The following is a 24,628-nucleotide window of genomic DNA, read 5'->3' as shown; positions in this document are numbered from 1 at the left end:
ATAGGGGCAAGGCGGGTTAACGCTCCCCAAGCCCGATTGCGGCACTTTGGGAACAACGCTGATTTGGGAAATGCGCGGGCGGCTTTCAAGACCCAGCGATTTGATCTTACGGTTTGATGAATTTTGCGCCGCTGGCCTTGCCGCCTGACAGGGTTCCGATCTTGGACCCTGCGACCGAAACCGCGCGGTTTTCCTTGGCCATTTCGGCCATCACCACGGCCAGCGGTGCCTCGAGCGCTGTGCCAAGCGAGACCTTCTTGCCATCGGCTTCGGCCTTCGCTGAGACCACCGAGACAATTTGCGGCACGCCATCTTTCATCGTGAAGATCGGCGCACCGGACGAGCCGAAATCGACATCGCAAGACAGCACCAGCACTTTATCCGAGCCATCAATGACATGGCAGATCTGTTGCAGCGACGGCGCCTCGGCGCGGTCTTGGGCGTAGGACACCACGCCAACCTGATCGCCCAGAGCGGGCGGGGATGTGACGGCGATGGGTTGGATCGAGGGCACGCGGATCGGCTGATCAAGCTCGAGCAGGGCAATGTCATAGGCGGTGCGATCCAGATCGTCGGCACCGGAATAGGCGTAATCGGGGTGGGCCACGGCGCGGGCGACATCGCGGTAAGCCTCGGCCCGGCCATTGCGCAGACCGGCGAGGAAGTGCAGATCGCGGGCTTCAAACCGCGCGCCGGTTTCCTTGTCAAACAGGCAATGTGCGGCGGTCAGAACCAGATCGGGGGCGATCAAAGTGCCGGTGCAAAAGCCGCGGTCGCCCAGATTGATGCGGCCAACCGCATTCCAACCCTTTGAATCATTGGCGGTTTGCAGGCTGACCAGTGGGGATTCCTGTGCCATTGCTGGCAGGGCGGCAAGGGCAAGCAGGGCAAACAGGGTCGGGCGCATGAATCCTCCGGGCTGGTGCGCCCAGCTAGCCAGAAACTGCGGCAGATGTGAGGCAAATCATGCAAGCGCGCGCGGTTTTGGCCCACCTGTTGCCCAATCCAGCAACTCGACAGTGTGGACAATGGGAATCTGCGTGGCGCCACCGATCTGCATCATGCAGCCGATGTTTCCGGCGGCGATGATGTCCGGGCGCTTGGCCTCGAGGGTCTGGGCTTTGCGGGCGCGCAACTCGGCCGAAATCGCAGGTTGCAACAGGTTGTAAGTGCCCGCCGATCCGCAGCAGAGATGGCTGTCGGCGGGTTCCACCACGGTGAAGCCCGCACGTTTCAGCAGGTCTTTCGGGGCGGTCTTGATCTGCTGCCCGTGTTGCAGGCTGCAAGCGGCGTGGTAGGCCACGGTCAGGCCTTTAGGCGCGCCTTCGGGTAGGGTAAGGCGTTGCAAGAGTTCGGAAATATCCAAAGCCAAGCCTGCGATTTCCGCAGCTTCGGGCGTGCCGAGCATGTGGCCGTAATCCTTCACTGTGGTGCCGCAGCCGCTGGTGTTGATCACGATGGCATCCAAGCCCCCGGCGCGCTTTTCGGCGATGAAAGCTGCGATATTGGCGCGGGCTGCGGCATGGCTTTCGGCCTCGCGCCCCATGTGATGCGTCAGCGCACCGCAGCAGCCCATGCCGCGCGGCACCACCACTTCGCAGCCAAGGCGGCGGAGCAGGCGGATGGTGGCGTCGTTGATATCGGTGTTCAGCGCCTTTTGCGCGCATCCGGTCATCAGGGCCACCCGCATCCGTTTGGGCGCGGTCGGCGCGAAGCTTTGCGGATCATCGTTGCGGCTGACCGGGGGGATGGTTTTCGGGGCCATCGCCAGCATGGCGCGCAGGCGGGCATCAGGGATCAGGCGCGCGAAGGGGCGGGCGAGTTTTGCGCCGAACAGCGCCAGACGAAAGCGGGTGGGATGTGGGATAACCTTTGCCAGCAGCCAGCGCAGGGCACCGTCGGACAGCGGGCGCTTGTAGGTGGCCTCGACATAGGCGCGGGCCTGGTCGATCAGATGCATGTAATCGACGCCCGACGGGCAGGTGGTGGTGCAGGCCAGGCAAGACAGGCAGCGATCCAGATGCTTGACCGTGCGGGCATCGGCGGGGCGGCCGGTTTCCAGCATTTCCTTGATCAGGTAAATCCGCCCACGCGGGCTGTCCAACTCATCGCCCAGCACCTGATAGGTCGGGCAGGTGGCGGTGCAAAAGCCGCAATGCACGCAGGATCGCAGAATCGTGTTGGCCTCGGCCAGCTTGGGGTCTTGCAGTTGCGTGTCGGTGAAATGCGTCTGCATCAGGCCATCATCCCCGGATTGAAAATGCCGCGTGGGTCGAATTGCGCGCGCAGGCCTGCGGTCAGGGCGGCCACGGCGGGCGGTTCTGGCGGAAAGGCGGTGGCGGTCATGCCCGGTAAGGGGCGGATCAGCGTGGCATGGCCCACGCCTGCGACCGCCGTGCGCACGTCGGCCTGACCCGTGGGTTCAAGCAGCCAGATCAGCCCGCCGCCCCAATCGCAAACCGCTTCCAGATCAAGCGCTTGCACCAGATCAGCCGCCGCGGTGGGCTTCACCGACAGCCGCCAGACCGCGCCGGGGCGGCCCGCAAAGGCCGCCACATCGCGCACCGCAGTCCAATCGGCAAGGGCGGCTTCAAACCCGAGCAGGTCGCGCAATTTGCCCGCGCGATAGGCGACCGATCCGGCCATACCCTCAACCCGGATCATCGCGCGGCCTGCGACCCAAGCGGCACCAGAGATGTCATAGGGCGAGCCAAGCGCGGCGCGCAGATCGGCCAGACCCTGCGGCAAGCTGCGCTCGGCCACCAGCGTCACTTCGGCCTCGGGCACCGCCTGCACCTTGAACGACACTTCGCTCAGCACACCCAAAGCGCCCTGCGATCCGGCCAGCAGTTTGACCAGATCATAGCCGGTGACATTCTTCATCACCCGCCCGCCGTTCTTGATCACATCACCGCGGCCATCGACAAAGCGCACACCCAGCAGCGCATCGCGGCAAGCGCCCACCTGCACTCGGCGCGGACCAGAGGCATTGGCCGCGACCACGCCGCCAATGGTGGACGCGCCCGTGCGGCCCAGAACCGCGCGCAAGTCTGGCACCTCGAATGCCAGCCGTTGCCGCTCTGATGCCAACAGCGCCTCGATCTCGGCCAGCGCAGTGCCCGCGCGCGCCACCAGTGTAAGCGCTCCGGGTTCATAGAGCTCTACGCCTGATAATCCGCTGGTGTCCAAGATCTCGCCAACCGCCCGGCCAAGGCCACGCGTGCCGCCACCCCGGATTTGCACAGCCTGCGCGCCTTGGATGATCTCGCTTAGTTCAACTTCTGACGAAGGGCGCATCGGGTGGTCTTTCACATTGGCCTAAATACTCTGGGGTCCGGGGCGAGGCCCCGGCGGCGTCAACCAGCGCGCCGACTGGCGGTGGCCTCCAGCGGAAACACCTTCGCCGGGTTCAGCAGCCAGCCGGGGTCGAACACATCCTTGACGCGCAACTGCGCCTCCAGATCTGCCGCATTGAACTGCACCGACATCAGATCGCGCTTTTCGATGCCGACGCCATGCTCGCCCGTCAGACAGCCGCCGACCTCGACGCAAAGTTTCAGAATGTCGGCGCCGAAGGCCTCGCAGAGTTCCAGATCACCCGGCTTGTTGGCGTTGAACAGGATCAGCGGATGCATGTTGCCGTCGCCTGCGTGAAACACATTGCCCACGTCCAGACCGCAGGCGGCGCTCATCTCGCCGATGCGGCGCAGCACGTAGGGCAGGGCGGACACCGGGATGGTGCCATCCAGGCACATGTAATCATTGATCTGGCCCATGGCACCGAAGGCCGATTTGCGGCCCAGCCAGATACGCTTGGCCTGATCTTCATCGGCGGCTTCGCGGAATTCGACCGGGTTGTGTTGCAGGGCGATGGCCTTGATGCGGGCCAGTTGCTCGGCAATCTCGGGCGGCGAGCCTTCGACTTCGATGATCAGCAAAGCCTCGCAATCCGGATAACCTGCCTTGGCGAAGGCCTCGGTGGCGCGGATGCAGGGGCGGTCCATGAATTCGATGGCGACGGGCAGGATACCGGCCTTGATGATGTCTGACACGCAGGTGCCTGCGACTTCGTTGGAGTTGAAGCCCACCAGAACGGGGCGCGCGCCCTCGGGCTTCGGCAGGATGCGCAGGGTGGCCTCCGTCACGATGCCCAACTGGCCTTCCGATCCGCAGATCACGCCGAGCAGATCAATGCCGCCCGCATCGGCCCACGGCCCGCCGATTTCCACGACAGTGCCGTCCATCTGCACCAGCGTCACGCCCAGCAGGTTGTTGGTGGTGACGCCATATTTCAGGCAATGCGCGCCGCCCGAGTTCATCGCGATGTTGCCCGCGATGGCGCAGGCGAGTTGGCTGGAGGGATCGGGGGCGTAGAACCAGCCGTCTGATTCAATCGCCCCCGTCACCGACAGGTTGGTGCGGCCCGATTGCACCCGGATGAATCGGTTGTCGTAATCGGTTTCCAGCACTGCGTTCATCCGCGCGACACCGATCAACACGCAGTCGGCGGTGGGCAAAGAGCCGCCCGCAAGGCTGGTTCCGGCCCCGCGCGGCACGACGGGCACGCCTTCCTGATGGCAAATCCGCAGAACGGCGGCGACCTCTTCGGTGGTGCGGGGCAGCACGGCGGCCATGGGGGCGCAGCGGTAGGCGGTCAGCGCGTCACATTCGTAGGCGCGGGTCTCGGCCGGGTCGCTGATCACCGCATCGGCAGGCAAGACGCTGCGCAGGCGGGCGGTGATCGCCGATTTGCGCGCAATGATCGCGGCATCGGGCAGGGGCATATCCATGGCGCACTCCTTGTGTGGTCATAAAATATAACCAATTTCAGATTTACGCAAGCGGATCGTGGCGCGGATTCACTGGAGCGTTGATTGCATTGTGTTTCCCCTTTCGCCAAACACGGCGAGGCCATAGATTTGTGTCATGCAGAGCATGATCAGCATTGGCCCCTTGGGCACCATCGACGCGATTGCGGTTGCGCTTCACCTGTTCGCCTGGGCGGCGACGGGGTGGCTGATCGAGCATCCCCCGGCCAACCGGCCATCTGTGACCATGCTGATGAAGGAATACCGGCGCGAGTGGATGCGGCAGTTTTTGACGCGGCAGCCGCGGATTTTCGATGCTTCGATCATCGACAGCTTGCGGCAGGGCACGGCGTTTTTCGCCAGCGCCTCGCTGATCGCGATTGGTGGAGGCATTGCGCTGATTGGTAATCCGACCACGGTTGTCGGGCTGGCCAAGGGTCTGACGCTGCCTGCGGATGCGACCGGATTGCAGGTGCGGGTGTTGCTGGTGGTGGTGTTTCTGGCCAACGCAGTGTTGAAATTCATCTGGTCAAACCGGCTGTTCGGCTATTGCGCGGTGATGATGGCGGCGGTGCCGAATGACCCCGCCGACCCGTTGGCCCTGCACCGTGCCACGCAGGCCGGAGAGTTGAACATCACCGCCGCCAAAAGCTTTAACCGCGGGCTGCATTCGATCTATTTCGCGCTTGGCAGTCTGGGGTGGTTGCTGGGGCCTTATGTGTTGATCGCGACCACGGTGCTGACCTCGGCCATGCTGATCCGGCGCGAGTTTGCGTCGCAGTCGCGCAAGATCATGCTGCCCGACGCTTAAAACGCCCCTCGGACAGCCAAGCCGCGACTGCCAGACCTGTGGCAAGCAGCAGCATCAACCAGCCCGGAACCAGCGGAACGACCCGCAGATCCTCGGTGACAAAAGCGCCGCGCGGGGTGATGCCGATCCAGCCGCGCCCTGCGGCGGGGCGGCCTTCGCGCACGCTGCGGATGCCGGGCAGGCCTGCCTCGATCGGCACGATGCCGCCTTGCATTGTCGCTACAATCGGGGCGAGGCCCGTATCGGTGGCGAGGGTTTCGGCGAATTCCTTGGGGGCCGAAGTCCCTACCGCCACGACGCGCACCAGATCGCCTTGTTGCAGGCGATAAAGGCCGTAAGCCGGGGCTTTCCAATCAGCGCTGTATTTGCCCGGCCCGGTTTGCGGCAGGGTCAGGGTTTGGCTGGTGCCGTCGGGGCCGGTGATGGTCAGATCGGGCAAGGCGACCTCTGACACCGTGCGGCGGGTGATCGACAGCACCTCGCCCTTGTTGGTGGCGGTCAGCGATTCTTCCTCAAGCTCTGGCTCTTTCAGCATCCAGTGCGCCAGACGCCGCAGCAGTTCCAACTGCGGCCCGCCACCTTCATAGCCGCGCCCCCAGAGCCACGCCTGATCCGAGGCCAGCACGGCAATGCGGCCTTGTTCGACGCGATCCAGCACTAACAACGGTTTGTCTTGCGGGCCGGACATCAGCACTTGCCCGCGCAGCAGGTTCACGTCGATCAGCCGGAACCAGCGGCCCCAGCCTTTGGGAAACAGTGTTTCCAGCCCTTCGGTGACGGGATGGCGGCGGCCCAGTTCGGTGAGGGCGGGTTTGTAGCCTTCCTCGATCACCTGGCTGGTGGGTTCCACGGGCAAAATCTCGGCCAGAGGCGAGCGCCACAGGCTATCCACCGCGCCAAATTCCGGGCCAGCCGCCACCAGAACCGTGCCGCCGTTTTTGACGTATTGCACCACGTTATCAATATATTCCATCGGCAGGATGCCCCGCATCCGATAGCGATCAAAGATGATCAGGTCGAAATCCTTGATCTTTTCCACGAACAACTCGCGGGTGGGGAAGGCGATCAGCGACAGTTCTTCAACGGGCACGCCATCCTGCTTTTCCGGCGGACGCAGGATGGTGAAATGCACCAGATCGACCGACGGGTCGGATTTCAGCAGGTTGCGCCAGACGCGCTCTCCGGCATGGGGTTCGCCCGAGACCAGCAGCACGCGCAGACGGTCGCGCACGCCATTCACCTGCACCACGGCGGTGTTGTTGCGGGCGGTCAACTCGCCCTCGGCGGGGGCGACCGAGAATTGCAGCACGTTCATCCCGGCATGGGGCAGGCGGACGGGCAGTTCCATTTCCTCGTTCACCGGGATCTGGAAGGTCATCGGCGCGTCGGAATCCACGCCAATGGTCAGCGCGACAGAGGCGCCCGCCGAGGCCGGAACCGCGCCCTTGTCTTCGACCTTCAGTTTCAGTTTGAATTCCTCGCCCAGAATGGCGAAGGCGGGGGCGTCCTGAATGATCAGGCGGCGATCCCAATCCTGCTTTTTCCCGGTCAGCAGCACCTGCAAGGGCGCGGGCAGGCTGGGGGCAAGGCCCAGATCATGCACCTGGCCATCGGTGATCAGAATGGCCCCGGCGATACGGGCGCGGGGTTCTTCGGCGATGGCTTGGGCGAGCGCCGTCATAGCCAGCGTTCCCGCGTCATCGGGGCCATCGGCAAAGCGGATCAGCCGCAGTTCGGTGTTGGGCAGGGCGGCGATCTCGGCCGTCATGCGGGCGATGGCGGCATCGGTCTGCGCCTTGCGATCCGACAGGGATTGACTGGCGCTGTCATCCACCAGCAGCAGCACGATGTCAGACAGCGGCTTGCGGCTTTCCTCTTGCAGCGAGGGGTTCAGCAGGGCCAGCGCCAGTGCGGTAAAGGCAAGGCCGCGCAGCAGCCAGCCGCGCAGGCCTTTCCACAGCGCAAAACCCACCAGAGCCGTCGCGAGCAGTGCCAAAGCCCAGATCAACGGCATCGGGATAAGCGGGTCGAAGATCACGCTACGGCTCATTCGCCTAGCCTTTCCAGCAGGGCAGGCACATGCACCTGATCCGATTTATAGTTGCCCGTCAGCACATGCATGATCACGTTGATGCCGAAGCGGTAGGAAATCTCGCGCTGATCCTCGCCCGCGTAGCCGCGCCCAATTGGGAACATCGGCACGCCGTCGGTGTCGGTGGCCCAAGCCGAGGCCCAATCGGCGCTGCCGATGATCACCGGCGTCACGCCGTCGTTCAGATTGCGAAACGGCATGCCTTCGGCCTGCTCAGCGGCAGGGTCAGAGGCTTCGACCCAGACCGCGCCCCCGGTGTAGCGGCCGGGGAAGTCTTGCAGCAGGTAGAAACTGCGGGTCAGCACATGGTCTTTCGGCATCGGTTCCAAAGGGGGGATGTCAAGGCCCGCCGCGATCAGTTGCAGCATTTGGCCTTCGGGTGTGGCGTCGCCGGAATAGCCCGCGATGTCACCGTCGCGGGTGTCAAACATAATCATGCCGCCGGTGCGCAGAAAGCGGTTCAGCTTGGCATAGGCGGCAGTTGACGGGATCTGCTGATTGGCGGTGATCGGCCAGTAGAGGAAGGGGTAGAACGCCAGATCGTCTTTCTCAAGATCAACGGCGATCGGCATTTCAGGCTCTACCGCCGTGCGCAGCCACAACTGATCGCTGAGGCCGCGCATCCCGGCCTCGGACACCTGATCGACCGCGGCATCGCCGGTCTGGACATAGGCCAGCACCACGCCGCGCGTTGCCTCGATTGCCTTGACATCGTCAGGCACCTGCGCGCGGGCGTCGTGCGGCAGCAGCAGGGCCAGCACCACGACCGCGCCGCGCGCCAAGCCGCCGATGCGGCCCGACACCCACAGCGCCGCCAGCACATCCAGTGCCAGCAGCAGCATCGCAGCTGTCAGCAGCGCGCCTTTGAGTGCGGTGGATTTGACGGTTTCAATGCCTTCGATGGCCACGCCTGATGGCCAAGCGGCGGCGGTGAGTTTGGTGTCGGCGGCGATCACGTTCAGCGCCACTTTGCGCTCGGCACTGGCGTAAAGCCCTGCGGGCAGGCCCGGTCCGGGGCCGGTCGCGATGGCTTTGGCAAGCTTTGCGCCTTCGATCCCGGCGATTTCGCCTGCGTCACGCTCTGTCCCGTAGCCATCCATGATCTTTTGCGGCACCCATGTCAGCCCGACCAGATCCTGCGCGTTGGGTTGTGCGGGTTTGGTCGAAACCGCCAGCCGTTCCAGCATCTGCACGAACAGGCCGGTGAGCGGCAGGTTCGACCATTCGGCATTGGCAGTGACATGCACCAGCACCACCTGCCCCGCCCCGATTTCCTTGCGGGTGACAAGCGGGGTGCCATCGGCCAATGCGGCGATGGTGCGGGTGGAAAGATCGGGGTCAGGCTGGGCCAGCACCTGTTGGGTGACGGTCACATCATCGGGGACGGCCAAGCCGTGGAAGGGCGAGTTTTCGGGGAAGGGGGCGAGGGTTTTCGGCTCTCCCCAACTCATCGCGCCGCCGACCGAGCGGCCACCTTCGCGCAGGCGCACCGGCATCAGCGGGTCTTCGTCGGCGCGCGACAGTTCCGAAGCCGCAAGGCGCGGACCGGCAAAGCGCAGCAGCAGGCCGCCTTTGTTGACCCATTCCAGCAGCGCGTCGGCCTCGGCAGGGGTGGTTTTGGCAACATCGGCGAGGATGATCACATCGGGGTTGGCTGGGATCACATCCGACAAGCTGCCTTCGACAAGATCGGCCACCGGCACCAGTGCTTGCCGCAGGTAGTAGGTGGGTTGCAGCAGCGGCAGGCCTTCGCGATCTGGCGCGCCACCGATCACTGCGATCTTGCGGCGTTTCAGGCTGTCGTCGGTCAGGCTGACCGCACCTGCCGAGCGTTGGCCCAGCAGCTCAAAGCGGTTGACGCGGTTGCGCAACTCGGGCGGCAGGTCGAGCGTGGTTTTCGCCTCGGGCGCGCCTGCGTCGAAATGCAGGCTGCCGCGCGCAAGTTCGCGGTCGATCCCCGAAGGGTCGGGCCCGCGCGCGATCACGTCAAGATCGGCAGCATCTGCGGGCAGGCGGGCGGCGGTCAGGATGATTTTGCCATCCTCAAAACCCGCCGGACGCAGGGCGAACACCGGGCGGGGCGAGACAAAGGCGGTCAGATTGCCTTTGGCGCGCAGGGCTGCCAGCAGGGCATCGCGGCCGGGATGATCAAGGCCGTCAGAGAGCCAATAGCTGTCAAAGCCCTGATCGGGCAGGGTTTTCGCCCAATCGTCATAGCTTTGAGGGGCGAAGGGTTGCGGCTCAATCGCGGCGAGGCGGCCTGCCCAAGTTTCGGCATTCTGGAAGCTGACGGTTTGCGGCAGATCGGTCAGCCGGATCACCGCCACTGGGCGACCGGCGCGACCGGCCTCGGTCAGCAGGGTGCTGGCCTTGTCGATCCGCCCCGGCCAATCGCGGGCGTCGGCCCAGCCGCCATCCAGCACGATCAGCAGCGGCCCGGTGCCTGCGGGGCGATTTTCCGGGTTCAGGATGGGGCCTGCAAAACCGATGATCGCCGCAGCCACCGCCAAAGCGCGCAGCACCAAGAGCCACCACGGGGTTTTGTCGGCCTGACGCTCTTCGTCGGTCAGCCCCAGCAGCAGCGCCACCGCCGGAAAGCGGCGGCGGATGGGGGCGGGGGGGATCGCGCGCAGCAAAAGCCACAGGATCGGCAGGGCGATCAGGCCCCAGAGTAGCCAGGGCGTGGTGAAGGCGAGCAGGGTCATCGGCCCCCCTCCAGCGCGGAATAGGCCCAAAGCAGCGCGGTTTGCGCCGATTGCCCGGTGTGGTGACAGTGATAATGCCAGCCCACAGCGCGGGCGAGGGCGGTCAGTTTGGCCTTACGCTCGGCCAGACGATCAAGGTAGCGGGCGCGCAGATCGCCCGCAGATTGGGTTTCGTGGCGCAAGGAGCCTTGCATCGATTCAAACACGGTGCGGCCCAGATAGGGGAAGTCTTCTTCTGCCGGATCAAGCACTTGCAGCAGAATACCCCGCACACCGCGATCTGCGGCAAGGGTGAGTGCGGTTTCCAAAGGCTCGATTTGACCCAAGAAATCTGACAGGAACACCGCCCGGCCATGGCTGACCATGCCCGCGATTTCCGGCGTGCCGTAGTCTGCGGCATCGTCCGATGCCAAACCTTCCAGCAACGCCATGATCTGCGCGCGACCGGGTTTTGGCGTGTGGCCCGAAAGGCCGACACGCTCACCGCCGCGCAACAGCAGCACCGAAAGCGCCAAGGCCAGAAGGCGGGCGCGATCCGCTTTGGGGGCGCGGACCTTGTCACCCGAAAATGCCATCGACCGTGCGGCATCGACCCAAAGCGTCACCGATTGCGCCGCCTGCCATTCGCGTTCACGTATGAAATGCACATCGGAACGGGCCGATCTGCGCCAGTCGATGCTGCGCGCACCGTCGCCCTGATGTGCGGGGCGGTATTGCCAGAATTCATCACCTTGCCCTGCGCGGCGGCGGCCATGTTCGCCCAGCATCAGCGTGGCTGCCAGATGTTCGGCCTCGGCCAGCAGGGCTGGCAGCGATTGGCCAAGCGTCTCCGCCCGCGCCCGAAGGTCGACGGATAGGGTCACGCAGCGGCCTCAAGCTTCAGGCTGCGCGTGATGGTGCGCTCGATCAGTCCCGACAGGGTCTCACCGCGCGCGCGGGCGGCGAAGGACAGCGCCATGCGGTGTTCCAGCACGGGTTTCGCCATGGCAGCGACATCGGCAATCGAGGGCACCAAGCGGCCATCCAACAGCGCACGGGCGCGGACGGTCAGCATCAGCGCTTGCGCGGCACGCGGCCCCGGCCCCCAAGACAGGCTGCCCGCCAGATCGCGACCCTCGGCCTCTCCTGGACGGCAGGCGCGGACGAGATCGAGGATGGCTTCGACCACCTGATCGCCCACCGGCATCCGCCGCAGCACGGTCTGGGCGGCGAACAGTTCTTCGGCGCTAAACACTTGATGGGCATGCGCTTCGGTGGCGCCGGTGGTGGCCAGCAGAATGTCACGCTCATGCGCGCGGGTGGGGTATTCGACATTTACTTGCAACAGGAAACGGTCCAACTGCGCCTCGGGCAAGGGATAGGTGCCCTCCTGTTCAATCGGGTTTTGCGTGGCAAGCACGTGGAAGGGGCGACCCAAGGCGCGGTGCTGGCCTGCGATGGTGACTTCCTTTTCCTGCATGGCTTGCAGCAGTGCCGATTGGGTACGGGGCGAGGCGCGGTTGATCTCATCCGCCATCAGCAACTGACAAAACACCGGACCTTCGATGAAGCGGAAGGCGCGGCTGCCGTCGGCGGCAGTTTCCAGCACTTCCGAGCCCAGAATATCGGCGGGCATCAGATCGGGGGTGAACTGGATGCGGTTGCCCTTCAGCCCCATCACGGTGGACAAAGTGTCGACCAACAGCGTCTTGCCCAAGCCCGGCAGACCCACCAGCAGAGCATGGCCGCCGCACAGCATCGCCGCAAGAACCTGATCGACGACGCGATCCTGCCCGATAAAGCGCTGGTTGATCGAGGCTTTGGCCTGTGCCAGCCGCGCGCCAAGCTGTTCGATCTCGGCGACGAGTTGGGTGGGATCGGCCATGACAATTCTCCGTAACGGGTTATATGGTGCCATATGATCCAAACTGGGCACCGGGCACAAATGGCAAAAAGCGAAGATGCACAAATGATCGTGAAACCGCTGGCTGAAGGGTTGGCGGCGGTGCAGGCTGCCGCAAAAAAAGGCCCGCCGCCGGTGCATCTGTGGAATCCGCCGTTTTGCGGTGACATAGATATGCGGATCGCGCGGGATGGGAACTGGTTTCACGAAGGCTCTCCCATCGGGCGGATGCCGCTGGTGAAGCTGTTCTCGTCGATTCTGCGGCGTGAGGGCGATGAGTTTTTCCTTGTGACGCCGGTGGAAAAGGTGCGCATCCGGGTCGATGACGCACCGATGCTGGCGGTGGATTTTGAGGTGGAGGGCGCGGGGCGGGATCAGCGCCTGCGGTTTTTCACCAAGACCGAGGATGAGGTGGTCGCGGGTGCCGAAAACCCGATCCGCGTGGCGATGGGGGCAGGGGGGGAGCCTGCGCCTTACGTGCATATCCGGGCGGGGCTTGAGGCGCTGATTGACCGTAAATCCTTCTATCGGTTGATGGAGTTGGGGGTGCATGAGGATCGCGATGGGGCAAGCTGGTTCGGGCTTTGGTCAGATGGGTGTTTCTTTCCGGTGATTCCTTCGCTAGACCTGCGCTGATGCCTTTATTCGCCGCAAACCTGACCATGCTTTTCACCGAGGTTTCCGCCCTCGATCGCCCCGGCTTGGCCGCGCAGGCGGGGTTTGATGGTGCGGAAATACTGTTTCCCTATGATCATTCCGCCAAGGATTGGGAGGCCGCCCTTGCCGGCCTGCCGCTTGCGATGATCAACACCCCGCCCGGCGATTGGGCGGCGGGGGATCGCGGTTTTGCCGCCGTGCCGGGCGAGGAGAGCCGCTTTCGCGACGGCTTCCTGCGCGCGGCAGAGCTTGCGGCGCGCTTGGGGGCGGCGCGGGTGCATGTGATGGCGGGGGTGGCGAAGGGGCCACAGGCCGAGCAGGTGTATACCGAGAATATCGCTTGGGCGGCGGCGCAGGCGCCGGATTTGCTGCTGACGCTAGAGCCTTTGAACCCCGATGACATGCCGGGATATTTTCTGAACGACTTCGATCAGGCTGGGCGGATCGTTGATGATCTGGGGCTGGATCGGGTGGGCATTCAGTTTGATCTGTGGCATGCCGCCCGGATTCATGGCGATGCGCAGGCGGTCTGGGCCAAGCAAGGCAGTCTGGTCAATCACGTGCAGATTTCAGGCTTTCCGGGGCGGAACGAGCCGGGGGGCGGTGGATTCGATCTGACCGGGCTGTGTTCGAGCTTGGATGAGGGTGGCTATCAGGGCTGGGTTTCGGCCGAATATCGGCCCGCCCGCGCGACGGTGCATGGGCTGGCCTGGCTCGGGGCGCTTAAGGCGCGGTCGCGGCTGATTGGGGCTTGATTAGACGTGGTCCCAACGCGGGACCTTTTTTATTTGTTTGATTACAATGGCATAGATATGCCGATTTAAGGATTTGTTAAGGTTTGGCTGTCGCCCCACTGTAGAATCGAGGCTTATTCCCCCCGTTTCATCCGTTCTTAAATATCCCCGCCGGAGGCTTCTTTGGCCGATGTCGGATGCCTCCGGCGGGGATATTTTCACGCAGAGGATGACCAAGACCAGCGGCCAAGACCCGAAGGGGCGAGGCCGCGGGGGCGGGACGCAGTGTTCTTTTTTCTGAAGGCCGTGGGGTTTGTTGCAAGGTGGGAGCCTCCGGCGGGGATATTTTTTTGACAGATGAAATTGCAGAGAGTGCCTGCAAAGCAAAACGCGCGAAGGGGAACTTCGCGCGTTTTGGCCTTGGCTGTGGGTGAGCGGATCAATGCTCGGGCAGCAGGATCTCGCGCTTGCCGACGTGGTTGGCGGGGCTGATGACGGAGTGTTCTTCCATCTGTTCCACCAGTTTTGCGGCCTTGTTATAGCCGATGCCAAGTTTGCGCTGGATATACGACGTGCTGCATTTGCGGTCTTTGGCGACGATGGCGACGGCTTGATCATAGAGGCTGTCGTCAAGGCCATCCGAGCCGAGGCCCAGCAGGGTGTCGATCTCGGCGGCGTTTTCGTCTTCGGGGCCGTCAATGACGCCCGACATATAGACCGGCGGGCCGTAGGATTTCAGGTGGTTGACAATTTCTTCAACCTCTTCATCCGACACGAAGGGGCCGTGGATACGCGACACACGGCCACCGCCTGCCATGTAAAGCATGTCGCCCATGCCCAGCAGTTGCTCGGCACCCTGTTCGCCCAGGATGGTGCGGCTGTCGATTTTTGACGTGACCTGGAAGGAGATCCGGGTGGGAAAGTTGGCCTTGATGGTGCCGGTGATCACATCGACCGAGGGGCGCTGGGTGGCCATGATCAGGTGGATACCGCTGGCGCGGGCCATCTGGGCAAGGCGCTGGATGCAGGCTTCGATTTCCTTGCCGGCGACCATCATCAGGTCGGCCATCTCATCCACCACCACCACGATATATGGGATGGTGACGGGCTGGAATTCATCGGTTTCGAACATCGGCTCGCCGGTGTCTTCGTCAAACCCGGTCTGGATGGTGCGCTTGAACATTTCGTTCTTCGACAGCGCTTCACGCACGCGGCCATTGTAGCCTTCGATGTTGCGCACGCCCATTTTCGACATTTTGCGGTAGCGTTCTTCCATCTCGGACACGACCCATTTCAAAGCCACGACAGCTTTTTTCGGGTCGGTCACGACGGGGGAAAGCAGGTGCGGGATGCCGTCATAGACCGACAGTTCCAGCATTTTCGGGTCGATCATGATCAGGCGGCATTCTTCCGGGCTGAGTTTATACAGCAAGGACAGGATCATGGTGTTGATGGCGACGGATTTGCCCGAGCCGGTGGTTCCTGCGATCAGCAGGTGGGGCATTTTGGCAAGGTTGGCGACGATGGGATCGCCGCCGATGTCTTTGCCCAAGGCGAGCGGCAGGCGCATGTTGCTGTCGCCAAAGTCGCGGGCGCTGATGATCTCGCGCAGCACCACCTTTTCGCGGGTGGCGTTGGGAAGCTCGATGCCGATGACGGTGCGGCCCGGCACGGTAGAGACGCGGGCGGACAGGGCGGACATCGACCGGGCGATATCATCGGCCAAGCCGATCACGCGGCTGGCTTTCAGGCCGGGGGCGGGTTCAAGTTCGTACATCGTCACCACCGGGCCGGGGCGCACCGAGACGATTTCGCCTTTGACGCCGTAATCGTCGAGGACGGATTCGAGCATACGGGCGTTTTCCTCCAGCGCTTCATCGGACAGCGCGTGGCGTTGCACGGAGGACGCCGGGGTCAGCAGCGACAGCGGCGGGAGTTCGTAGGCCGGTGCGGGATCGTCGAAGCGCAGGCGGGGTTGCGCCTCGGCTGCAGCGCGGGTCGAGGGGGCGACGGGCTTTTTCACCGCGTGTTGCACGACCGGGCGACGCTCGGCTGCGGGCAGGGGGCGGGGGGCTGCCAGCGGGGCAGCGGCGGCGGGGATGTATTCCGCCGGGATGTGATCGGGTTCGTAGGCGTCGTAGCCTGCGTCGTAGTCATCGGTTATGCCTTCATCGCTGAGGGCGAAGTGGTTTTCCTGCGGCAGATCAAAGTCTTGATCGTCGGTAGAGCCCACGAAAGCATTGTGCAGCGGGCTTGCGGGGACGTTGTGCAGTGGCGCTGTGGGGGCGATGACGGGCGGCTCGATGCGTTGGATCGGGCGGGTATCGGCGATCAGCGGTTTCGGGCCGCGCGGGCGTTGCAGCGGCGGCTCGCGGCGCTGGATGGCGGCGGCAAGCGGCGAAAGCTGTGCTTCTGGCGGGCGGGTGCGCGAGCGGATGGCGTCGGAAATCCGCGACTTGATGCGATCATCAGAGGGCATGTCGGCGTGATCGGCGGATTCTGACAGCATCGGTTCGATCAGTTCGGGTTCGGGATCGACGCTGCGGCGCATCAGGGCGGGCATCCGGGCGAGAAGGCCCAGCTTTTCGCGCGGCGGGGCGTATTGCGGTGCCTCGGCCAGCGGTTCGGGGTAGCGCGCATCGGCGCGCAGGGTGCTGGGGCGACCGAAGGCGGCAGGTGCCTCGACCGCCGGTTCGGCGCGGCGGATGGTGGTGGCGGGGGCGCGGTCTTCGCGCCAGTCGGCGGGCGCGCGCAGGGTGGCATCGGGTTGCGCGGCCTCGGCTGCGGCGCGTTTGCGGCGGGCGTGGATGGCGGCGGCGGCGCGGGTGGTGCCTTCGGCACCTTTGCCAGCAGCGCCCAGCAGGATGGAATAGCTGTAGATCAGGCTGGTGATCAGGAAGCGGAAGGCGGCTTGGATTTCGGGCAGGTTGAAGCCGGTGACGAACAAAAGCAGGGCGATCATCGCAGCGCCTGAGGCGAGCGAGATCAGTTTCAGGCCGATGGCCGAAGTGCCGGGGATGATGTTCATCAGCGCGCCGACAACGGTGTCGCCGAACAACCCGCCCATGCCAAAGCTGTGCACCCACATCGCCGAGGGCAGCAGGGTGGCGGCGTAGACCGAGGCCATGGCGACGGCGATCACGGCGAACACCATGCGCGAGATCGCACGCTCGGCCCCGCGATGCAGCACAAAGCGCAGGCCCCAGGCGGCGAGGATCATCGGGATGGCCCAGGCTCCTTTGCCGCCGATGATCATCAGGGTGGAGGCCAGCGCTGCGCCAAAGCGGCCCAGCGTGTTGGCGGCGGGTTCATCGGTGGCGACCATCCAGCCCGGATCTTCGGGCGAATAGCTGCCGAGCATCAACAGGAAGGCGAAGGCGCCTAGGATCAGGGCGATCCCCAGCAGCTCACGCCCGCGGCGTTCCAGCATGGCCGTGGTGCCTTGGTCGAGAAGTGGGTCGCGTTGCCGTGCTTGATAAGATGCCATGATACCCTGTCCTCAACCGTAGAGGCAGTCGCGGAGTTGGATCAGCCCGCGCTGCATTTCTTCTTTGGGGGCCACGAGGGCGACCCGGATATAGCCTTTGCCGGGGTTTTCCCCGTTTGCGTTGCGCGACAGATACGCGCCGGGCAGCACCCGGACGCCGGTTTCGCGCCATGCTTTCAGTGCCGCTTGCTCGCCATCCTCGACGGGCAGCCAAAGGAAGAAGCCGCCCTCGGGGGTTTTGAAACCCTGAAGGCCTGCGAAAATCGCATCCGCCGCGTCGAACTTCGCGTGGTAAAGCGCGAGGGAGGCCGCGACATGCGCATCATCCTCCCAAGCGGCTTGCGAGACCTTTTGGATCGGCAGCGGCAAGGGTGCGCCTGCGAAAGAGCGCAGTTTGCGGATTTGCGCGATGCCTTTCGCGCCGCCTGCCACGAAGCCAGAGCGCAGGCCGGGCAGGTTGGAGCGTTTTGACAGCGAGTGGAAGGTGAACACACGCTCGGGGTGGGCGCCGGTCGCTTGTGCCACTTCGAGGATGCCGGTGGGCGCGGTGCTGCGCCAGATCTCAGAGTAGCATTCATCGGCGAAGATGGTGAAATCGTGCTTTTCCGCCAAGGCCAGCAGGGTTTTCCAATAGTCGGCGCTGGCGACCGCGCCCTGCGGATTGGCGGGAGAGCAGATGTAGGCAATGGTCACGCGGTCAAGAATTTCAGGCGGCAAGCCTGCGTAATCGGGCAGGAAACCCGTGGCGGCAGTGGCGGGGACATAAAGCGGCTCGGCCCCGACGGTGACAGCGGCGACGGCGTAAACTTGGTAAAACGGGTTCGGCATCAAGACGATGGACTGTTTGCCGTTTTTCGTTTCCGGCGACAGGGCGATGCAGGCGTTATACAGGCCCTCGCGCGTGCCGTTGAGGACCATCAGTTGATCTTGCGCGATCTGTGCGCCGTAGCGGCGGTTGATCCAGCCGGAAATCGCCGCCAGCAATTCAGGCGTGCCGTCATTGGCTGGATAGACCGCGAAGTCATTGATGCTGGCAGCCATAATCGGCGCGACAAAATCGGGAATCGGATGCCGGGGCTCTCCGATGGTCATGGAAATGGTCTCACCGCCGGGCGCATATGCGTCCAGAAGCTTCCGCAAACGCGGAAACGCATAATCCGGCAGGTTCGAAAACCGCTTGGGAAACGCCATTACTGCCTCATTTCAGGGTCATATCGCCCCGTTCACTGCCACGATAACCAGATCATGCGGGCGCGTCCAGAAAAACCCATATGGGATATGGGCTTGCTGGGCGGGTTTGTGGCTTTTGGATCGTTTTGGGGGAAACAACAGCTTTCAGTCGGGCGGATCAGAAAACGCATTGCGTTTTCCCGCCCGTGCGGAGGGGTTGCCGCATCATCCGTTCAGCCTGCAATCACAATAGGCCAGTGCCTGCCCCGGTGGGCGAGAAGCGCCCGCCGATGGCGGGGCGGGCGCTGGCCGGGCCATGGAGGCCCGGCGGTTTGTGCGAAAACGGCAGCACATGGCGAAGGCGATGGCCTTCGCCAGATTGCCGAGGCGGATGAAAAGTTGTCAGGCCAGCGCGCGTTCGGCGGCGGCACCGAGCCGCAACAGGCGTTCTTCCCGACCGGGGCCAGCCATGAAAGAGATGCCGCAGGACGGTTGTGCGGTGGGCAGGGTCAGCGCGCAACCCCCCAGCATGTTGCCAATACGGGTGTTGCGCAAAGCCAGCAGGTTTTCTTTGACATAGTAGGCGTCGTCGGTCATCAGCCGGTGGGCATTTGGCGGCAGGATGGGCGAAGTGGGCAGCACAATCGCATCAAATCCGGCGGTTTTCTCGGCCCAGATCTGGCGGATGTCGTGCAAGCGCCGCCACGCGGCGACATAATCGACGGCGGTGATGCTGGCACCGCTGCGGAAGCGTTCCAAGGTGCGGGGGAACATCTTTTCAGGGGCGGTTTCGATGACCTTTGACCAGATGCCATAGGCCTCGGCGGTGACAAGTGTGCCTGCGAGGGCCATCGCCTCGGCGACTTCGGGCAGATCGAGATGGCTGATCTGTGCGCCAGCGCGGCTGAGGCGGCTGAGGGCATCTTCAAAGCCCGCGGCGGGACGGGGGCGCAGATCATCCATCGCGACGGTGTTCAGCACGGCCAGACGGGCATTTGACAGGCTGCTGCCGGCCAGATCGGCGGGTTTGCCTGACCCCATAGCTGCAAGCAGAAGGGCGCAATCCTCAACCGAATGGGCAAGCGGGCCGATGGTGTCGAATTGGTCGCAGAGCGGCACAGCACCTGTCAGCGGCAACCGGCCATGCGCGGTTTTCAGCCCGACAAGATCGTTCCATGCGGCCGGAACGCGCACGGAACCGCCGGTATCCGAACCGATGGCCGCAGGTGCAAGGCCAAAGGCGACCGAAGCCGCGCCGCCCGAGGTAGAGCCGCCCGGAACCGCCTGATCATCATTGATGCAGGGCGGGGTGGCAGTGACGGGATTGAGGCCAAGGCCGGAAAACGCGAGTTCCGACATATGGGTTTTGCCAAGGCAAACAAGGCCTTGGCGGGTTGCGGCCTCTAGCACGGTGGCGTCTTTCAGGGGCGTGCGACCCTTTAGCAGGGCCGAGCCTGCTTCGGTTTCGATCTGCGCGGTGTCGAACAGGTCTTTCCAACTGATCGGCACACCATCCAGCAAACCCCGGCGCAGGCCGGATTTGGCGCGGGCGGCGGCACCCATCGCCTCACCCCGGGCGCGGGTGGGGGTGGGGCGGGCGTAGATGCGGGTGGAATGTTCGTGAATGGCGATCTTTTCCAGAAAAAACTCGGTCAGTTCCACCGGATTGATGCGACCTTTGCCGATCTCTCGCCCCAGATCGGCGGCGGTCATGTTGGACCAGGTTTTGCTCATGTTGTTCCCCATTTTCGCCGGCGATTTGGCCAAGCGTAGCGGCAAGGCGGCGCATGGACAATGCCGCAGGTTGGGCCATATTTACCGCATGGAAAAAGATGCTGACATCGTGATCGTGGGCGGGGGCCTGAATGGCCCGGCCTTGGGCGTGGCTTTGGCGCGGGCGGGGCTGCGGGTGATCGTGGTCGATGCGCGACCAGCGCAGGCGCGGGCCGAGGCGGGGTTTGACGGGCGGGCCTATGCGCTGGCGGTGGCGTCAAAACGGCTGCTTGAGGTGATCGGGGTTTGGCCACGGCTTGGCGGCTGCGTGCAGCCGATCTTGCAGATCAAGGCGAGCGATGGCGTGGCGGGGCAAGGGCCCGCGCCATTTTTCCTGACCTTTGATCACGCCGAGATGGAAGAAGGCCCGATGGGGTTCATGGCCGAGGATCGGCTGCTGTATGCGGCATTTCTGGGCGCGATGGCGGATAGCGGGGTGACGCTGATCTCTGGGGAAACGGTGGTTTCTCAGAGTGTGGCCGGGGCGGGGGTTGAGGTTGTTCTGGGCTCGGGGCGTGTTGTGCGCGGCTCGGTTCTGGTGGGCTGTGATGGCCGCGCGTCGGGTGTTGCGGCGCGGGCGGGGATCGGGCGGACGGGCTGGGGCTATGGCCAGACGGCGCTGGTGACGGCAATTGCGCATGAGCGGGATCATCAGGGCATTGCACAGCAGTTCTTCATGCCCTCGGGGCCGCTGGCGATTTTGCCGCTGGTGGGGGGGCATCATTCGTCGATTGTGTGGAGTGAGACGGACGCGCAGGCGGCGGCTATTCAGGCGTTGGGGGATGAGGAATATCTTGAGGCTTTGCGGCCCCGGTTTGGTGATTTTCTAGGGGAAATTACGCTGGCGGGGGATCGGTTCACCTATCCGCTCAGCCTGACCCTGGCGAACAGCTTTGTGGCCCCGCGTGTCGCTTTGGTCGGCGATGCGGCGCATGGGGTGCATCCGATTGCGGGGCAAGGGTTGAATTTGGGCCTGCGCGATGTGGGGGCCTTGGCCGAGGTGCTGATTGAGGCGTCACGGCGGGGCGAGGATATCGGGGCTGCCGATGTGCTGGAGCGATATCAGCGCTGGCGGCGGTTCGACAGCACGGCGATGGCCTTGGGGATGGACGGGGTGAACCGGCTGTTCTCCAACGATAACCCGGTGTTGCGGTTGGGGCGTGATCTGGGGATGGGGCTGGTGAACGCTCTGCCGGGGCTGCGGCGGGGCTTCATGCGGCAGGCGGCGGGGTTGTCGGGGGAAGTGCCACGGTTGTTGAGGGGGATGGAGGTTTAGGGGGCGCGAGCGTGTAGATTAGGACATGCGGTTATCAAACCTTAAAAGCCCTGTATCGGCATCGAGCCGCTTGCGTGGGGTACTTGAACCTAGTTTTATTGGCACAATGAAGGTTTGGAGGGAACCATGCGCCAAAAGATTGACGCCGTAAAGCGCGCTGAAACGTCGAAATATGAGAAACTGACGCTCGCAATATCGGTTGTGTCTTTGGCCGTCTCTGCTCTTGTCGCAGCACTTTCCCTTAGTCAGGGAAGCCAAGAAAACGTTTTGACTCAAGAGGCTTTTACGGAGTCCTCTGTTCAGTCGCGGATTGCGAATTGTCTCGCTTTAGCCTCATTTTATGCTGGCCAAGGACAGGCAGTTCCGCAAGAAAACGGGTTGCCAAATGCTACATATCAGGCCTTTGCAGACAAATCGCTTTTCACCGCTCGCGGCCTTGCCTTGTGCCAGGTTAGGTCTGCGTCTGCGGAACAGCTTACAGAATGTGTTTTGACAGACGTTAATAGCAGTAATGGTAACAAAGTGTTGGACACAAGTTCTGACGGTAGCACCGCAACTAATCTAATCTGCTGATCACGCGCTGCGCGTTTTTCACTCCACCGCCCGCGCCTCGCTCACCAGCATGATCGGAATGCCGTCCCGGATCGGAAACGCCAGATGGGCGGCTTTCGAGATCAGCTCCATCTTTTCCGCATCATAGGTTAGCACGGCTTGGGTGACGGGGCAGACCAGCGCCTCTAGCATGCGGCGGTCGTGGGGGGGGGTGTCGATCATTGCAAGGTCTCATCGCGGCCATCGGAATGGAGGGCGATTTCCAGAAGGGTGACAAGGGTTTCGCGGCGGGTGACAAGCGACGGCGCTTCCAGCAGCGCCTGTTTGTCCTCGGGGGCGAAGGGCAGCAACATCGACAGCGAGTTGATCAGCAGTTCGGTGTCGGCGGCTTTGATGCCGCTCCAATCCGTGCCCAGATCGCGGGTGGCGAAGTAGCGGGCGAGCAGGGCGAGGAAGGGTTCGCGGTCAAAATCCTTGTCGCTTTCCTCGCGGCCCAGATCGCGGGCGAAGGGCTGCCAATCAATATGGGCGCGGCGGTAGGGGGTAAAGCCTTCGACCTCGGCGCGCAGGCGGAAGCGCGAGATCCCGGTAAGGGTGATCATATAGCGGTGATCTTCGGTTTCGGAAAACGCCGTCAGGCGGCCCGCGCAACCGATCGCGGACAGGCGTTTTTCGCCGTTCGGTCCCTCGCGTGGCTGGATCATGCCGATCAGCCGGTGCGGGGTTTTCATGCAGTCTTCCAGCATCGCCAGATAGCGCGGCTCAAAGATATGCAACGGCAGGCGGGCGCGCGGCAGCAGCAGCGCACCCGGCAGCGGGAAAATGGCGAGGGTATCGGGCAGGTCGGTTTGCTTCATCATACCCTCTAGCTAGTGTGCCATTTCGATTAGGCAAAGATCATCGACGACAGGCGGCGACGGCCTGCCAGCACGATGGGGTCTTGCGGTTTCAGCGCGTCGAAGATGGTGAAAAGCTGAGTGCGGGCGGCGTTGTTGTTCCACTCGCGATCCAGTTTGAACAGATCCAGCAGGGTGCTGACGGCCTCTTCCACCTTGCCGTTGGCATGCAGGGCGGTGGCAAGGTCGAACAGGATTTGCGGGTTTTTCGGATCGGCGGCGTGGGCTGCGCGCAGATCATCCTCGGGGCCAGCGGAGGCTGCTTGGCGGGCAAGGTCAAGCATGGCACGAGTGGCCTCAACCTCTTTGGCTTTGGCCAGCGTGCCGGGGGCGGTGGTGATCAGGGTCTCGGCAAGGTCGAGATCGCCAAGCGCCAGATGTGCGCGGATCAGGCCCGCGTAGGCGACGGCGTTTTCGGGTTCTTCTTCCAGGATGGCGGTGAAGGTCTCAATCGCATCGGCGTAATCGCCATCCTCCAGCATCGTCTCGGCGGCGGCGATGGCATCGGCAAGGCCGTTGTCCGGCTCTGGCCCCATGGCGGCGAGTTTATCGACAAAGCGCTTGAGGTCGGAAGCGGGGATATTGCCCTGGAAGGCATCAACCGGCTGGCCGCGGAAGAAGGCAAAGACGGTCGGGATCGACTGAATGCGCAACTGGGCGGCAACCGCCTGATTTTCATCTACGTTGATCTTGACCATCCGCACGCGGCCTTTGGCGGCCGTCACGGCGGCTTCTAGCGCGGGGCCAAGGGTTTTGCAGGGGCCACACCAAGGTGCCCAGAAATCGACGATGACCGGCACGGTTTGCGACGCGTCGATCACATCTTGCATGAAGGTGGCTTCGGATCCGTCGATGATCAGATCGCTGGTGGGGGCGGGTGCTGGGGTGCCGAACATGGAAAGCCTCGATGTCGTTGGTTGGCGTATATATGGGGGGCGGGGGGCGAAAGGGGAAGGGGGTTTACGCTGTGGCGCGGGCTGCGTAGCGTGGCGCAAAATGGGGGATGATGATGCCGGTTGTGATGTGCTTTGGCGACAGTAACACGCATGGAACGCCGCCGATTGTCGATCTGGCGCGGTATGAGCGCTATGGAGCAGGCGTGCGCTGGCCTTCCCGCGTGCAGGCGGCTTTGGGCTGGGAAGTCGTCGAGGAGGGGCTGCCGGGGCGGACGGCGCAGTTCGATGATCCGATCATGGGCGCGCATATGAACGGACAGGCGGGACTGAAGATCGCGCTGGAAAGCCACGGGCCGCTGGATCTGTTGGTGCTGATGCTGGGCACCAACGACGTGAAAGCGCGGTTCACCGCAACGCCCGAGGCGGTGGTGGGCGGGATCGCCGGGCTGCTTGACATCGCGCAGCATCGGCTGATGCAGGAGCGGCATGGCGGGTTCAAGATTTTGCTGGTGTGCCCGACCCCGGTGGTCGAGGTCGGGCCGATCAAGGATGAGTTCTGGGGCGGGGCCGCGCGCTCGCAGGCTTTGGCACCGATGTATGCCGCTTTGGCTGCGGCGCGCGGGATCGCGTTTCTGGATGCGGGACAGGTGATTAAGGTCAGCCCGCTGGATGGCGTGCATTTTGATGAGGGCGAACATGCCAAGCTGGCCGAGGCTGTGACGGCAAAGCTGCGCGAAATGATTTAGGCGATTGGCTTCATCTTGGCTTAAATACTCCCGCCGGAGGCATCCGACATTGGCCGCAGGAGCCTCCGGCGGGAGTATTTAAGCCAAGATGAAGTTGTTGGGCGCGGCAAGGGCTGGCTGGGGCGGGCGCAAATTTTAATCTT

20 protein-coding genes are annotated in these 24,628 nt (G+C 63.6%); 6 read left to right on the top strand and 14 right to left on the bottom strand.

Annotated features, from left to right (window positions below; translation table 11 throughout):
* Positions 1-106: 106 nt before the first annotated feature.
* From ACFOGH_RS12110 to ACFOGH_RS12095, 4 genes are read right to left on the bottom strand one after another with little or no spacing between them, the layout of a single operon-like run.
* Complete coding sequence (locus ACFOGH_RS12110) at positions 107-907, bottom strand: trypsin-like serine peptidase (RefSeq protein WP_380073327.1); 801 nt, start codon at positions 905-907, stop codon at positions 107-109.
* A gap of 57 nt (positions 908-964) precedes the next feature.
* Complete coding sequence (glcF, locus tag ACFOGH_RS12105; protein ID WP_380073326.1) at positions 965-2,236, bottom strand: glycolate oxidase subunit GlcF; 1,272 nt, start codon at positions 2,234-2,236, stop codon at positions 965-967.
* The gene (locus ACFOGH_RS12100) at positions 2,236-3,297 is read right to left on the bottom strand and encodes an FAD-binding protein (RefSeq protein ID WP_380073325.1); all 1,062 of its coding nucleotides are present in this window, start codon (positions 3,295-3,297) and stop codon (positions 2,236-2,238) included. Before ACFOGH_RS12100 ends, glcF begins: the two co-directional genes overlap by 1 nt.
* 59 nt (positions 3,298-3,356) lie before the next feature.
* Positions 3,357-4,790, bottom strand: coding sequence for an FAD-linked oxidase C-terminal domain-containing protein (locus ACFOGH_RS12095; protein ID WP_380073324.1), 1,434 nt, complete (start codon positions 4,788-4,790; stop codon positions 3,357-3,359).
* Between the two features lie 136 nt (positions 4,791-4,926).
* Between ACFOGH_RS12095 and ACFOGH_RS12090 the strand changes: the two genes are divergently transcribed.
* Positions 4,927-5,619 (top strand): DUF599 domain-containing protein, encoded by a 693-nt coding sequence (locus ACFOGH_RS12090; RefSeq protein WP_380073323.1) that lies wholly within the window; start codon positions 4,927-4,929, stop codon positions 5,617-5,619.
* Here ACFOGH_RS12090 and ACFOGH_RS12085 read toward each other — a convergent pair.
* Genes ACFOGH_RS12085 through ACFOGH_RS12070 form a run of 4 tightly spaced genes read right to left on the bottom strand, consistent with a single transcriptional unit; the run spans position 5,600 to position 12,280 of the window.
* Positions 5,600-7,669, bottom strand: a complete 2,070-nt coding sequence (locus tag ACFOGH_RS12085; protein WP_380073322.1) for a hypothetical protein — start codon at positions 7,667-7,669, stop codon at positions 5,600-5,602. The genes ACFOGH_RS12090 and ACFOGH_RS12085 overlap by 20 nt on opposite strands.
* Positions 7,666-10,416 carry a DUF4159 domain-containing protein gene (locus ACFOGH_RS12080; RefSeq protein ID WP_380073321.1) on the bottom strand — a complete coding sequence of 917 codons (2,751 nt, stop codon included), beginning with the start codon at positions 10,414-10,416 and terminating at the stop codon, positions 7,666-7,668. The genes ACFOGH_RS12085 and ACFOGH_RS12080 overlap by 4 nt, the downstream gene beginning before the upstream one ends.
* Complete coding sequence (locus ACFOGH_RS12075) at positions 10,413-11,279, bottom strand: DUF58 domain-containing protein (protein WP_380073320.1); 867 nt, start codon at positions 11,277-11,279, stop codon at positions 10,413-10,415. Before ACFOGH_RS12075 ends, ACFOGH_RS12080 begins: the two co-directional genes overlap by 4 nt.
* The gene (locus tag ACFOGH_RS12070; protein ID WP_380073319.1) at positions 11,276-12,280 is read right to left on the bottom strand and encodes an AAA family ATPase; all 1,005 of its coding nucleotides are present in this window, start codon (positions 12,278-12,280) and stop codon (positions 11,276-11,278) included. Before ACFOGH_RS12070 ends, ACFOGH_RS12075 begins: the two co-directional genes overlap by 4 nt.
* An 84-nt stretch (positions 12,281-12,364) precedes the next feature.
* Between ACFOGH_RS12070 and ACFOGH_RS12065 the strand changes: the two genes are divergently transcribed.
* Positions 12,365-12,934 carry a DUF1285 domain-containing protein gene (locus ACFOGH_RS12065; RefSeq protein ID WP_380073318.1) on the top strand — a complete coding sequence of 190 codons (570 nt, stop codon included), beginning with the start codon at positions 12,365-12,367 and terminating at the stop codon, positions 12,932-12,934.
* Between the two features lie 26 nt (positions 12,935-12,960).
* On the top strand, positions 12,961-13,710 hold the full coding sequence (locus tag ACFOGH_RS12060; protein ID WP_380073317.1) for a hydroxypyruvate isomerase family protein: 750 nt from the start codon (positions 12,961-12,963) through the stop codon (positions 13,708-13,710).
* A 418-nt stretch (positions 13,711-14,128) separates the two neighbouring features.
* Here ACFOGH_RS12060 and ACFOGH_RS12055 read toward each other — a convergent pair whose 3' ends face one another.
* The 3 genes from ACFOGH_RS12055 to ACFOGH_RS12045 all read right to left on the bottom strand — a co-directional run bounded on the left by ACFOGH_RS12055 (position 14,129) and on the right by ACFOGH_RS12045 (position 20,080).
* Positions 14,129-17,176, bottom strand: coding sequence for a DNA translocase FtsK (locus ACFOGH_RS12055; protein ID WP_380073316.1), 3,048 nt, complete (start codon positions 17,174-17,176; stop codon positions 14,129-14,131).
* A 12-nt stretch (positions 17,177-17,188) separates the two neighbouring features.
* The gene (locus ACFOGH_RS12050) at positions 17,189-18,367 is read right to left on the bottom strand and encodes an aminotransferase class I/II-fold pyridoxal phosphate-dependent enzyme (protein ID WP_380073315.1); all 1,179 of its coding nucleotides are present in this window, start codon (positions 18,365-18,367) and stop codon (positions 17,189-17,191) included.
* Between the two features lie 381 nt (positions 18,368-18,748).
* Positions 18,749-20,080, bottom strand: coding sequence for an amidase (locus tag ACFOGH_RS12045; RefSeq protein WP_380073314.1), 1,332 nt, complete (start codon positions 20,078-20,080; stop codon positions 18,749-18,751).
* Between the two features lie 88 nt (positions 20,081-20,168).
* Between ACFOGH_RS12045 and ACFOGH_RS12040 the strand changes: the two genes are divergently transcribed.
* On the top strand, positions 20,169-21,395 hold the full coding sequence (locus tag ACFOGH_RS12040) for an FAD-dependent monooxygenase (protein ID WP_380073313.1): 1,227 nt from the start codon (positions 20,169-20,171) through the stop codon (positions 21,393-21,395).
* Positions 21,396-21,521: 126 nt separating this feature from the next.
* Positions 21,522-21,968: a hypothetical protein gene (locus tag ACFOGH_RS12035; protein WP_380073312.1), complete on the top strand. Its 447-nt coding sequence runs from the start codon at positions 21,522-21,524 to the stop codon at positions 21,966-21,968.
* Between the two features lie 18 nt (positions 21,969-21,986).
* Here ACFOGH_RS12035 and ACFOGH_RS12030 read toward each other — a convergent pair whose 3' ends face one another.
* Genes ACFOGH_RS12030 through ACFOGH_RS12020 form a run of 3 tightly spaced genes read right to left on the bottom strand, consistent with a single transcriptional unit; the run spans position 21,987 to position 23,739 of the window.
* A complete protein-coding gene (locus tag ACFOGH_RS12030; RefSeq protein WP_380073311.1) occupies positions 21,987-22,169 on the bottom strand; it encodes a Trm112 family protein in 183 nt (60 codons plus the stop codon).
* On the bottom strand, positions 22,166-22,807 hold the full coding sequence (locus ACFOGH_RS12025; RefSeq protein ID WP_380073310.1) for an LON peptidase substrate-binding domain-containing protein: 642 nt from the start codon (positions 22,805-22,807) through the stop codon (positions 22,166-22,168). The genes ACFOGH_RS12030 and ACFOGH_RS12025 overlap by 4 nt, the downstream gene beginning before the upstream one ends.
* A gap of 26 nt (positions 22,808-22,833) precedes the next feature.
* Complete coding sequence (locus tag ACFOGH_RS12020; RefSeq protein WP_380073309.1) at positions 22,834-23,739, bottom strand: tetratricopeptide repeat protein; 906 nt, start codon at positions 23,737-23,739, stop codon at positions 22,834-22,836.
* Between the two features lie 107 nt (positions 23,740-23,846).
* On the opposite strand from ACFOGH_RS12020, the gene ACFOGH_RS12015 reads away from it, so the two are divergent.
* Positions 23,847-24,485, top strand: coding sequence for an SGNH/GDSL hydrolase family protein (locus ACFOGH_RS12015; RefSeq protein WP_380073308.1), 639 nt, complete (start codon positions 23,847-23,849; stop codon positions 24,483-24,485).
* Positions 24,486-24,628: the final 143 nt, after the last annotated feature.

Origin of the sequence: Cypionkella sinensis (genome assembly GCF_042646385.1) — a bacterium.
GTDB lineage: Bacteria > Pseudomonadota > Alphaproteobacteria > Rhodobacterales > Rhodobacteraceae > Cypionkella > Cypionkella sinensis.
The sequence above is the reverse complement of the archived record's forward strand: the minus strand, read 5'-3'. Positions and strand labels throughout refer to the sequence as shown.